9 protein-coding genes are annotated in these 13575 nt (G+C 46.9%); all 9 read left to right on the top strand.

The window, feature by feature from the left end:
* The first annotated feature begins 161 nt into the window (after window positions 1-161).
* On the top strand, window positions 162-1337 hold the full coding sequence (locus ACZ5PW_RS10375; protein WP_464552992.1) for a glycosyltransferase family protein: 1176 nt from the start codon (window positions 162-164) through the stop codon (window positions 1335-1337).
* On the top strand, window positions 1327-2592 hold the full coding sequence (locus tag ACZ5PW_RS10370) for a glycosyltransferase family 4 protein (RefSeq protein WP_464552989.1): 1266 nt from the start codon (window positions 1327-1329) through the stop codon (window positions 2590-2592). Before ACZ5PW_RS10375 ends, ACZ5PW_RS10370 begins: the two co-directional genes overlap by 11 nt.
* 421 nt (window positions 2593-3013) lie before the next feature.
* The gene (locus ACZ5PW_RS10365; protein WP_464552987.1) at window positions 3014-4120 is read left to right on the top strand and encodes a glycosyltransferase family 4 protein; all 1107 of its coding nucleotides are present in this window, start codon (window positions 3014-3016) and stop codon (window positions 4118-4120) included.
* 12 nt (window positions 4121-4132) lie between these two features.
* Window positions 4133-4750 (top strand): histidine phosphatase family protein, encoded by a 618-nt coding sequence (locus ACZ5PW_RS10360; RefSeq protein WP_464552985.1) that lies wholly within the window; start codon window positions 4133-4135, stop codon window positions 4748-4750.
* A 164-nt stretch (window positions 4751-4914) separates the two neighbouring features.
* A complete protein-coding gene (locus tag ACZ5PW_RS10355; protein ID WP_464552982.1) occupies window positions 4915-6090 on the top strand; it encodes a glycosyltransferase family protein in 1176 nt (391 codons plus the stop codon).
* A gap of 3 nt (window positions 6091-6093) precedes the next feature.
* A complete protein-coding gene (locus tag ACZ5PW_RS10350; protein ID WP_464552979.1) occupies window positions 6094-6882 on the top strand; it encodes a polysaccharide deacetylase family protein in 789 nt (262 codons plus the stop codon).
* A gap of 348 nt (window positions 6883-7230) precedes the next feature.
* Window positions 7231-7908 carry an ABC transporter permease gene (locus ACZ5PW_RS10345; RefSeq protein ID WP_464552976.1) on the top strand — a complete coding sequence of 226 codons (678 nt, stop codon included), beginning with the start codon at window positions 7231-7233 and terminating at the stop codon, window positions 7906-7908.
* Window positions 7909-7952: 44 nt separating this feature from the next.
* Window positions 7953-8687 (top strand): ABC transporter ATP-binding protein, encoded by a 735-nt coding sequence (locus ACZ5PW_RS10340; RefSeq protein WP_464552974.1) that lies wholly within the window; start codon window positions 7953-7955, stop codon window positions 8685-8687.
* A gap of 17 nt (window positions 8688-8704) precedes the next feature.
* On the top strand, window positions 8705-13564 hold the full coding sequence (locus tag ACZ5PW_RS10335) for an FtsX-like permease family protein (RefSeq protein WP_464552971.1): 4860 nt from the start codon (window positions 8705-8707) through the stop codon (window positions 13562-13564).
* Window positions 13565-13575 lie beyond the last annotated feature (11 nt).

Genomic DNA, 13575 nt, shown 5'->3' with positions numbered 1-13575 from the left:
TTCTACGCAAAAAAAATAATAGAAATTACCACGAATGCACTGACCTTATTTTAAAGATTTACAGATGTATTGCTTTTCGCTAGATATTCCATCGTTAAAAGTGAAGCAAGACAAATATAAATCAGCCAAAGACAATCTAACCCCAGGTTCCGGTATTATAAATGGACAAGACCTTTAATATTTTGATGTATTCCCACGACACATATGGTCTTGGGCACATAAGACGCACAATGGCGATAGCATCACAACTTAAATGTAAAGGGGTCAACATCCTCATCCTTACCGGATCACCAATTGTGGGACGCTTTGAGTTCCCGAAACAGATTGATTTCGTCCGCATTCCCGGCATGATTAAACAGGCAAACGATATATATGTGCCTCATTCTATAAAAATTGAACCGATTCATGCCATGTCCATCCGCCAATCCATAATTGATGCCACGGCTAAAAGTTTTCAGCCGGACCTTTTTATTGTGGACAAAGCTCCACGTGGCCTGAAACGTGAGATCATGCCTACTCTTGAATGGATGAAAAAAGGCGGCAAGACACGCACCATTCTCGGACTGCGTGATATTATGGACGATTCTGAAAGTACAATCCGCGATTGGACGGCTAAAGGCATCTACGACGTGCTTGATGACCTTTACTCTGAGATCTGGGTATACGGACATAAGGAATACTACGATCCCATTAAAGAGTACCGTATTCCTGAAGCCATCAGTAACAAAATGGTTTTTACCGGATACATACCCCGCAAAGTTCATTCCCGCTCCACACCGGAAAAACGCAAGAACGGCAAGAAACTGGTAGTAATCACAGCCGGAGGAGGCGGTGACGGCTATCCGATGATGGATGCTTATCTAAAGGCTCTGGAAAAACACGGATCTGACAGTTTCAGGACTATAATGGTCACTGGTCCCTTCATGTCCAAGGAGCAGCGACTCGACCTTTCCAATAGAGCCAAAAAACTTTCTGTTACTTTCTACCATTTCTACAGACGTATGGAAAAGCTGTTCAGCAATGCTGATCTTGTTGTCTGCATGGGTGGCTACAACACATTCTGCGAAATTCTTTCACATAAAAAGACCGCACTTATCGTTCCAAGGGAAACACCGCGACTGGAACAGACAATCAGAGCGCAGGTACTTAAAGATCAGAACCTTGCAGACTATCTGCCCTGGCATCAACTTGACCCCGACAGTATAATGGAAAAGGTCGACAACCTGCTGAACAATTCCCAGAAAATCAGAGATGCAATTCATGATTTCAAATTCACCGGTCTGGACGTAATGCATCAGCGTGTGGACTACTTCAAGAAGTATTGCAATGAAAAATGATAACACCCCAGTCCTGGCGATGATCCTCAAGGGCTATCCGCGTATTTCAGAAACATTCATCTCCAATGAGATCAGACTCCTCGAAAAAAGAGGCGTAAAAATCCATATTATTTCCATGCGCAAGCCGCGTGAAGATTTCACACACAAATCAATTTCAGAGATTAAAGCCGAAGTTTCCTACCTTCCATCCACAGTTGAAGGCTGCCTTATTGAACTCTTCGGTTCTTCCGACATGGATGCAGGACTGAATGACCCACGCTATGGCGAGGACAAGGAGTTCACTTCCCGCATCGACAAAATATGGGAAGCATACCGCCAAACCGGAAGTGAAGCATCTTTCAAGCACATGCTGCAGGCTGAGTTCATAGTGGAAAAGGTTCTACCCGGATCAGATATCTTTCACTTTCATGCCCATTTTGCCCATTCGCCATGCTCGGTGGCAAGAAATGCGAGCCGCCTTTCAGGATTGCCGTTCAGCTTCACCGCCCATGCAAAGGATATCTACACCCAGAAGCCCGAGAAAATAACAGCCAAGATATCCGAAGCCAAATTCGCAGTAACCTGCACAGGATACAACTGCGACTACCTGCAATCCATTGCACCGGAAGGAAAACCAATCCACAAGGTTTACCACGGCATTGACCTTGATCTTTTCAGTTCAGACAAAGAACACGGCAGCAAAACTCCATACGAGATTTTCACAGTCGCCCGCTTTACGGCCAAAAAAGGGCTGCCTACAGTCTTTAAGGCCCTTAAAAAACTTGATGAGAAAGGGATAGATTTTTCTTACAAGATCGTCGGAGACGGGGACGAGAGAGAACAGACATTACCCTTGCTTGAAGAGTTCGGCATTGCTCATAAATGCTCATGGCTCGGGACCAAGCCGCATGAAGAAGTGCTTGAACTCTACCGCAATGCGGACCTGTTCGCCCTTGGCTGCGAAATTGCCGATAACGGTGACCGGGACGGAATCCCCAACGTTCTGGCCGAATCCATGGCCATGTCCGTTCCCGTTGTGGCAACCACTGTTTCCGGCATTCCCGAGCTGATTGATAGTGGGAAAACAGGACTGCTCGTTGAACCCGGCGACTACGAATCAATGGCTGATGCCATGAAAAAAATGCTCACCGATCAGGACTTCAGAAGATCCGTAATTCCCGCAGCCAAAGAAAGAGTACACGAGATTTTCGATAACAAGTACTGGATAAACAAGCTGGCAGATGTTTACGAACTATACGGTATCAAGGCCGGTTGATTTTATTTCAGAAGCTTGGGAAGAGATTATTTTGCATAATGAGATCTTCCCATCCCTTCCACTTTTCAGAACCAATGATTGATCACTGCTTCGCGTATTGCAATCGTTAGGACCAAATACAACAGATTTGATTAAGCGAACTGTATTAGGACACTTTTCAGAGTCAGTCTTGAAAAGCTCAGAGTATCCAGAAAAGTTTTTGTCTTTTCCCTTGCACTCTTTTACATAACTTAGGTTATTTTCAAGAATTAAAAATAAACTTTCCAGCAAAGCCTTAAGTTAACGACTTTTACCAATATTTTAGGAATTCTTAAGCATAGCAAAACTCATCCCTTTGACTTACAGAGCAAAAGTAATCTCCTAAACGCGAAGAATATCAAAAGAGCTTCCGCGAGGCCCGGCCTTACCGCAGGAGGAGAACATGAAGATTGCTTTTTTTGCACCACATAAACCCCTTGATCATAAAGTCCCTTCCGGGGACCTCATGATAGGGCGCAGCCTGCACAACTTTCTTCGTGACCGTGGTCACGAAATCATTACAGCCAGCCGGACCCGTCTCTGGAACATAATAAACAAGCCGCAAAAATGGCCTTCCACCTATCTGGAATATCAAAAAACCATGACACGGGTTCAAGAGTTCAATCCCGACCTCTGGCTCACTTACCACAGCTATCATAAATCACCCGACCTTTTTGGACCTAATATTTCTCAAAAACTGAGTATACCCTATGTCATATATCAAGGGGTTTTCGCGACTAAACATCGGCGCAGTTTAAAAAACTGGCCCGGATATATGGCAAACAAAAATGCGCTTATTTATGCTGAACATGTGTTTGCCAATAAAGAAATAGACTTTTGCAATCTCTCACGAATTATTATACCAGAGAAGCTATCCCGAACTCATCCGGGAATTGAACCCGATAAGTTTTCATTCTGCGAACAAAGCAGGCGGCAGGTCAGGAACGATCTGCAATTGCATGGGCAAACCGTAATCATGTCTACAGCTATGCTGAGGGATGATGTAAAGGCAAAAAGTGTAGCCGACCTGATCAACGCTTTCGGTAAAGCTGCTGCTGAAGAACCGAAAACCAGATTGATCATAGCCGGAGACGGAAGCGCAAAAAAACGCCTTGAACGCCTGGCCCGGGAAAAAGCTGGAGATAAGGTTTTGTTCCTGGGAAGAATCCACAGGGATGAGCTTTATAAATACTACAGTACAGCGGACATTTTTGCTTTCCCCGGAATCAACGAAGCCCTTGGCATGGTCTATCTTGAAGCACAGTCAGCAGGCCTGCCGGTTGTCGCATATTCAACCCGGGGCCCTGTTGAAACTGTCGCAGACCATAAAACAGGACTTCTATCTGCGGAAGGAAACATTATCGCCTTTGCCGAAAACATGCTCAAACTCATTCGGGACAAAGACTTAAGAAAGGAAATGAGTAAAAGAGCTCCCAGACGTATCGCGGAAAAGTTTGATCTCAGGAAGAACCTTTCAGAAGTAGAAGCACAATTACTAAAACTCATATAGCCGGAGGCCACAATGAAGAAAGTCAGCATCGCATTAATCAGGCACTCAGTTACAGAATGGAACGAACAGAACAGAATTCAGGGCCACATGGACTCTCCTTTAACAGATTACGGACGTGAGTTGGCAGCAAGCTGGCGCGAAACACTTAAACCGGAATCATTCGATGCAGTTATGACCAGCGACCTTGGACGAGCCATTGATACAGCTTCAATCATTATGGAAGGCTTTGAGCTCCCCGCCCTTCAACTTAAGGGACTGCGTGAACAGGATTGGGGAGAATGGTCAGGTCTCACAACAGATGAACTGCACATTAAATTTCCCGGCAAACTAGATGAAGAAATAGCCAAAGGCTGGAAATTCTGCCCCAATAACGGTGAAAGCCGTATTGAAACTTCCGAACGCGGCATAACAGCCCTAAAGGAAGGAGCCTGCAAAATTTCTGAAATTGTTAACAAAGATGAATTGAAAGTGCTTGCCGTGGTCCACGAAGGTTTACTCAAAACCATTATTTACAAGCTCGCAGGACACGACTTCATGGCTGACAAACCAAAACTGGTAAAACGCCGCCGCCTGCACTGGCTCCAATGGAACGGCGACCTGACCATCGACAGGCTCAACGATACCTTGTAGATAACACGGATATATGCCTGTTCCTGATAACGATACTGCCTTCTAAAGAATCCGTAACAAATACGATAAGGATTGCGCCTTGCGGATTCTGGCCACTGAACAGGCAAAGACTTTCATTGGAGCACCTGCCTATGACGATTGCCTTTGAGCACATTTAGGGGTATTTGCAACACAACATCATGAAAGTAATCCACTATTGTCAACACGTACTCGGAATGGGGCACTTCTTCCGAAGTCTGGAAATCGCACGTGCCCTTGACCGGGAAAAAGTGATTTTCGTTGCCGGAGGAGAGCGGCCTGATCAGGAACTTCCTCCGAATGTGGACTACCGCCAGTTGCCGGGGTTATGCATGAATGAACAGTTCGGCGGTCTGATGCCTACTGATGCAGGCCGCGAACTGGATGAAGTCAAATCAGAAAGGTCCAAAGCCATCTACCGGATATTTGAGAAGGAAAAGCCGGATGTTTTCCTGATTGAACTATTCCCCTTTGGACGAAAAGCATTCCGCTTTGAACTGCTCCCGGTACTTGATGCCATAAAAGGAGGTAGATTTGGCAATATAAAAGTAGTCTGCTCCCTGCGTGACATTCTGGTTGAACGCAATGACGGGGGCAAGCATGAAGCAAAGGCTGTTAAATATCTTAATAAATATTTTGATCTGCTTTTAATCCACTCTGATCCTAAAATATCTTGCCTGGACGAAACATTCAGCCTGATGAACAAGATTGAAATACCCTGCTGCTATACCGGATTCGCAGCACGTCACCCCAGCTCCGAAGCACGAGCTTCGATCCGTCAGCAAATGGATCTTTCCGGGGACGAGAAACTCCTCATCGCCAGTGCCGGCGGCGGCAAGGTCGGCGGCGAACTTATGGATTCAGTCTTGAAAGGTTTTTTGCGGTTAAAGAATGACAAAGCAAAGCTGCTCATGCTGACAGGCCCCTTCCTGAGTGAAGATGCTTTTTTGAAGTTGAAATCAGATGCCGCTGATAATAGCCGGATAACTGTCAAACGCTTCTCTCCGGATTTTACCGACCTGCTTTCAGCTGCTGACGCAATGGTTTCCATGGCGGGATACAACACCTGTATGGATATCCTGACAACAGGAATTCCGGCAGCAGTCATGCCCTTTGCCTACAACCACGAACAAAGCATGCGTGCAGAAAAACTCAGCAATTATATTTATCTTAATATCCTAAAACAAAAAGATCTTATTGCCTCAGGCATGGAAGATGTTATAAACGCTCTGTTGGATCGTAATCGCACTTCTCCCGATCATGGTATAGACTTGATGGGAGCGAGCAACTCAGCAGAGATCATCAGACAAAGCCGGAAGTAATTAATGTCTTACAGGACCGTAGCGTCAATCTGGAAAAATCCGATTTCCACACTGGTTGATTCATTTGATCAGTGGTGGAGTAAACTTGTTCCCGTAATTCCGAACAGTGGTTGCGATGTTTTTTTTCGTGCGGATGATATCGGTTATCCCGGCAGACAGTTCTCGGACATGATCTCGGTTTTCAAAAAACACGAAGTCCCGCTCTCTCTTGCTGTTGTCCCGGCTTGGGTAAATGAATCCCGTATCAATGAGTTACTGGAAACTCTCGGACCGGACCTTTCACTCTGGTGCATGCACCAGCACGGCTATCGCCACAGGAACTGTGAAAAAGAAGGTAAAAAATACGAATTCGGCCCCTCACGTGATAAGAAAGTGATCTCAAAAGAGCTCACCAAAGGACGCAAAAAACTGGACCACCTATTAGGCGATAATTTTTGTCCCTATTTCACTCCACCATGGAACCGCTGTACCAGCGAGGCCATGCACTGTCTGGCCGACCTCGGTTTCATAGCAATTTCCAGATCAATCAACGTCACCCCCTGTCCACTGGATAATCTTCCGGACCTGCCGATAAATATAGATCTGCATACTTTAAAGGAAAAGACTCCGGCAAACGGAATAAAGAGATTGCAGACTCAAATTGAAACGGCAGTTACAACCGACTATGCAGGCTTCATGCTTCACCATCAACGGATGAATCAGACCTCGCTTCTTTTCCTCGACTATCTGCTTGGAAAAATCAAAGACACCCCTTCTTTCAAGATAAAAGACATCAGAGAAATGCTCTCCTGAATCTTTCCCGAATATTTCCTCTCTGCAAATATTCATATTTAACCAACCGGATGAGAATTGCTTACTGATCTGTAACAATTTTTACGTCTATAAACTATATCTCTTCATTATCCCGGTCCTCAAGGACATGATCCCTTCTTTATATTTTTCTTTGCATTTCAGCGTATTTTAGCTATTTAATAGGTACATAATCGTAGAAAATGTAAATGTAATATTCACGAATATTCAGTTATGGCTGCCATAGCGGCTGTCTATAAAAAGAATGGCATACCCTCAGTTCTATAAAGCATTTCTATACTTCCAGCTGTGCAGGGCCATTCATCTTACAAAAAGGTCAGCTATAAATTTATGTCACAGAAGAAAATTCCATTCCAAGACCCGGACGCACCCACGGATATAGCCGCACAAGTCGTGCTGCCCTTTGACAAATCTTTTGAAATCAGCCTCAAAAGTCTTAAATCACGTTTTCTGCGTAACATGGTCACTGTGACCAGTCTGATTCTGGCGGTCTCATTTCTAGCCTATGTCCTTATTGGAGGAGACATCTCCAACGGACTTTATAACTCGGGCGATCCCGGTCTGATCAAGACCCTTGAAAATACGGGGTATGAACCGGGTGGCAGCGCCAAGGAACGCTGGATAGTCATTCTGTCATTACTTGTATGCACTGTCGGTATTATCAATGCCCAGCTTATGGCTGTTACCGAACGCTTCCGGGAAATCGGGACAATGAAATGCCTCGGGGCACTGGACAGCTTTGTACTCAGGCTGTTTTTGCTCGAAGCCTCAATGCAGGGGGTTGCAGGGTCCTTTCTTGGTGCATTCTTCGGTGCGCTCATAGCAATTCTAATAGGAATAATCCGATTCGGGTTTAACGCAATTACGATGCTTTCCCCCTCAGAAGCCGGGATTTCCATCATCTACTCCATCGGGGTCGGCTTCGGGCTGAGTCTGCTGGGAGTGCTTTACCCTGCTTTTATAGCCGCCCGCATGCGCCCGATCGAAGCAATGCGGGTTGAGGAATAAAATTTCACACAAACGAACAAGCAATCATTTAAAGGGCGAAAGATATGGCCGACAAGCACACCATAGTCCGGGTATCCGGGGTAAAGAAGAACTTCAAACTTGGAAGCACTGATGTTCAGGCTCTCAAAGGAGTAGATCTGGAAATATATTCCGGTGAATACCTTTCTATCATGGGACCTTCGGGCTCAGGTAAATCCACCCTGTTCAATATGATCGGCGGTCTGGATAAGCCTTCCGAAGGGAAAGTCTATATTGATGAAGTGGATATCGCACAGCTGGACGCTTTTGAGCTTGCATGGCTCAGAAACCGTAAAATCGGATATATATTCCAGACATTCAACCTGATCCAAGTAATGACCGCTCTGGAAAACATAACCCTGCCCATGATTTTCGCCGGGGTCCATAACGATGCCGCGGTAGCAAAAGGAATCGAACTGCTTGACCTTGTGGGACTGCATAAACGCTACAATCATAAACCGCAGGAGCTTTCAGGCGGACAGCAGCAGCGCGTGGCAATTGCCCGCTCCCTTGCCAACGATCCGGCAATCATCCTCGCAGATGAACCCACAGGAAACCTTGACCTTACAACAGGTGAGGAAATCATCAAACTGATGAACGATCTCTCCAAGGACCGGGGGGTAACTATCATCACAGCAACACATGACTATAAAATGCTGAACGCTTCCGACCGGGTTGTGTGGATTGAAGATGGCATGATCGGTAAAATTGAGAACCGCGACCAGCTTAACATCGATGTTGGCTGCATCCGCATGGCCTGATCGCCGGAGGCTACTTCATGTCCATGAAAGCATCAATACAGCGAAAAAGCATAAAACCGATTACGGCAGTTCTGGCTATATTTATGGTTTTAGCATTGTCAGCGTCTGGAAACGCTTCTGCTTCAACAGAATCGATCCGTCAGACGATTACAGACCTCTCACAGATGGGAGACCGATCTTTCGGTTCAGAAGGAAGCAGAAAAGCGGCCGACTACATTGAAAATAAGTTCAAGGAAATCGGCAAATTCAAAGTAGGTAAACACCTTTTTCTTGCACCGGCCATGAGCGGAGGGAAAGTCTCATTCACTCTGGATAACGGTAAAAGAGCTGAGATAAGACCTGCCAGATTCAACGCCATCACCCCGCCCTCCACACCTGAAGAAGGACTCAGGGGACCTGCTGTTTATGTCGGCAAAGGAGATCTTGATGACTTCAATGGCCTGCCAGTAAAAAATGCCATTGTTTTCATGGATATGGATTCCGGTAAGAATTGGTTGAATGCTGCCAGTCTTGGAGCCTCCGCACTGGTCTATGTAGACCGTGACAAAAGTCACAAAGGTTTCTTCAAAGAGAAGCTGGAATTGTCCCCTCTTGATTTTCCCCGCTATTACATTTCAGCAGACGATGCCCGAAATCAGCTGGATCTCATCAGTGACGGCCACAAAAAAATGCTTTCAGCTGCAGGGTATGTGCACTCGGAAAGCCGCTGGGATCGTGTTGAGGCTGAAAACATTTACTGCCTCATTGAAGGCAGTGATCCGGATATGGCTGAGCAACTCGTAATCATAGAGGCTTTCTATGACACAACCACTTACATCATGGGTAACGGGCCGGGAGCGGACGAAGCTCTGTCCGTAGCCTCTTTGCTTGAAATCGGCAGGAAGCTTGCCGAAAATCCCCCCAAACGCTCTGTTCTGCTTCTGGCAACAACAGGACACGGACAATCTCTACGGGGCATGCGTGAATTTGTTAAGGCTGTTGCAGGCAAAAGTAAAACACTGAAAATGCTGCAGGTTGATCTGCGCAAAAAAAGAAAACAGGCCACCCAGATTCTGCTAAGTCTGGAAAAGGACAACCCGCTTGCTCCCGAAGTAGCTGCTGAAGATCCCGAAATGTTCAGCCTGTTGCATACGGCACTGAAAAATCAGATTAAAGACGAAGTCGATATAATAAGTAAAAAGCTTATGAATCTGCGTCTGCAGGACGATGCGGACCAGCAACAAATTTCAAGTGTAGACGCCAGACGCAAGCTTCTGCGCCGGATTTCATGGAAAACCGACTACTCTACACTGCCCTCTGAAGAGCTTGCGGCATTGAAAGACCTTTTTCCCAAGCTGCACAAAAAAGTCGAGACCAGCAGGACAGATATTAAAAGACAGTTGGAAGCAATCCAGAGCGCCCGGGAGTTACGCAGGGAAGTCCGGGCCAAAGACATGGTTTGCAGTGTATCTCTCTACCTTTCCAGCCACGGGGAGGGAGTGGGAGCATTCGGCGAAGGCTGGTTTTACGAGTTAAGGCCCAGAGTCAATCTTTCCCGGACCTTCTCCCATATCAATAATATTTTAGGTAACGCAGTCCCGGAAGTGGAGAAAGCCACCGGAACAGAAGGGATGTACAAAGACACCCTCCGCCCGGACCGGACCCGCCCCTGGCAGACATGGCTTCTGGATAAGCCCCAATTCAGCAGTGAAATAGCGACAATGGCCGGAGATCTAAGCTTCACTTTTGCCACGGTCAATGATGGACGCCCTTACTGGGGAACTCCATTTGATACTGTTGAAAATGTAAACTGGGAAGGCATTGAAAAGCAATCCGCCCTTATTGAAGGACTGGTCAGAAAAATATCTGACACTGAAGGGGAATTGACAAACAAAAAACCGCGAAAAGGTTTCTCCATAGTTAAAGGCAAGGCCCGTTTCATACGGCAGGGAGAACTGTTCGCGGATCAGGGCGCTCCCGGAACCGTTTTCATGGGCTTTCAAGGCCTGACCAGATATTATGCCCTTGCGGACTCTGAAGGAGATTTCCAGTTCAGCGGGGTGGCTTCCAAAAAGCTCGTCCAGCACAAACTGATTATTGAGGGATACAAGTATAATAAAGACGGACGAATCATCTGGGCCATCGATAAGCAGCAAACGGGCAAATCAGCATACAGACTCAAAATAAGAAGACTGGACATGGAAACCAAACTGATCATGTTCGGTTGCCGCCAGACCACGCTCTTTGACCTGCTAACACCTCGCACATTCCGGTACATGACAAAAGTGGACGTGCTTGACGGAGCACGTGACGCCCAGCCGATGCACTACTGGTACAGCCGTATTGACACACGGACCTCAACAATTGCCAGTGTTTTTCTCGAACCTGAAGTGTCACTGAAAATGACTCTTTCCGATACGGTTCTAAACCGTAAGATGATTCTTATACACTCAAAACCCGGTGACCCCGCCGGGAATGGGTACGACCTCGAAAAGTGGCCCATAATTCCGGCTACCAACCACCGGGCCGCCAGTGACATGTGGAATCTGCTCAAACCCCGGCTGGACAACCTCGAAGAGCACGGCATTGTTAACCAACGCATACGCTCTCTTGAACAGCAGGGTTCACAGGCTCTAGAAAATGCAAGAACAGCATGGGAGGAGAAGCGCTACGATGACTTCATGAAAGACTCGCGGACAGCCTGGGCACTGGCTTCAAGAGTGTACCTTGATGTTGACCAGACACAGAAGGACGTGCTTGTAGGTGTTCTTTTCTATATCGCCCTGTTCATACCCTTTGCCTATTGCATGGAGCGGGTTCTGTTTTCTTTCGCGGACATCCATAAACGGATTATCGGTTTTCTGGCAATACTTTCTGCCGTCATTGCGCTTATATACTCCGTGCATCCGGCCTTCCAGCTAACATACAGCCCCATGGTTGTTATTCTGGCTTTCTTTATTCTCGGCCTCTCTGTCATGGTTTCACTGATCATCTTTTTCAGATTTGAAAAAGAAATGATCCTCCTGCAGCAAAGAGCCCACCGGACGCAAACCTCTGAAATCAGCAAGTGGAAAGCATTCACTTCAGCTTTTGTAATCGGTGTAAGCAACCTGCGCCGCAGAAAAATCAGGACATTTCTGACTTGTCTTACCCTGACCATCCTTACCTTCACAATTATGAGCTTTACGGCTGTCAAATCCCTGCGCCAGCATACCTATGTTTTATACAGCGACAGCACACCATACTTCGGTGTATTCATGAAAAACATAGGCTGGCAGGACCTGCCCCGGGAAACCCTGGGCATAGTCACTAACGATTTTGATGAGAGCGGAACAGTTGTTCCCCGCGGCTGGATGGAACTTAAAGACAGAACCACGTCCGCGGTCACCCCTGTAAGCTTCAATGGTAAACAGGAAGAGGTTAAGGGACTCGTGGGCCTGAGCTTCCGCGAACCTGAAGTTAGTGGAATTGATTCGGTGATTGTCGATGGGAACTGGCTGAAAAAAGGTCGCCCCGACCAGATACTGCTTTCCAAGGAGATGGCGGACCGACTCGGAGCTAAAGCCGGTGATACGGTTAATGTATGGGGAAGCAGTTTCATATTGACCGGTATTTTTGATGGACGGAAATTCAGTGAACATACCGATCTGGACGGAGAACCCATGACCCCGGTTATCTTTCCCTCCTCCGCCGCTCAGGAGCTTAGTGAGGTCGAAGCCGAAGCAATTGAGTCCGGTGAGGATATTGATACATTTCAGGGACGTTACACTCATATTCCCGGACAGGTTACGGCTATAATTCCTTACGATACCCTGATGGCTATGGGCGGTAATCTAAAAGCTGTGGCGATTGCGCCAGTGAGCGGTCTATTCCCGCAGGAAACTGTAAATGGACTGGTGGACCGCTACGGATTGCCCATATTCAGCTGTGACCGCAGCGGCACATATATCTGTCAGGCTTCAGACAGCATGAACTATTCGGGCGTGCCCAACATCATCATCCCGCTGATAATTTCCGCACTGATCGTGCTTAACACGATGATCACCAGTGTGTACGAGCGTAAAAAAGAAATCTCTGTCTACACCTCCATAGGTATGGCGCCAACCCATGTCTCTTTCCTGTTCATAGCCGAAGCTATTGCCTTCGCGGTAATCAGTGTTGTCATTGGTTATCTGATCGCCCAGACTGCTTCGGGACTGTTGGCGGGAACCCCGCTTTGGGCGGGAATGACTGCCAACTACTCATCAATGGCCGGTGTCGCTGCAATGATTCTTGTTATTGCCGTTACTCTGATCTCGGTCATATATCCATCAAAAGTGGCGGCCAATATCGCCATCCCGGACGTGAACAGATCATGGAAAATGCCCGACACGGATACCAACACTATTGAGGCAACCCTGCCCTTCCTGCTCAAACATGAAGAACAGAAAGACGCGGGCGGATTTCTGCTTGAATATATCGAAGCACATACAGATGTTTCGCACGGATTGTTTTCTTCATCCGAACTTGAGGTCAACTTCGGGCAGGAACCTTTACCAGAGTCAACCTGTGACCTGCTTGAGGGCTGTCCTGATCATATCACCTGTTTCCGTTTCAATACCCGCGTCTGGCTTGCTCCTTTTGACTTCGGAGTAAAGCAGCAGGTTGAACTGAAATTCAGACCGGCCAAGGTTCATCCTCAATTCCTTGAAGCAGTCCTGATCATAGAGCGCGAATCCGGTGAAATCGGCGCGTGGAAAAGATTGAACAAGGATTTCATCAACGACATCAGAAAGCAGTTCCTGATCTGGCGTTCCCTCGATCCGGAAAAACAGAAATCATTCCGTGACAAGATCCCGGAAATGATGGCTTTCGGCTTTACCGGCCTGAACACAAAGAAAACTCTCGCAGACCTGTAAATAAGGGATTT

This window comes from Maridesulfovibrio salinus (assembly GCF_055394525.1).
Note: the sequence above shows the minus strand (reverse complement) of the source record. Positions and strands in the feature narration are given on the sequence as shown.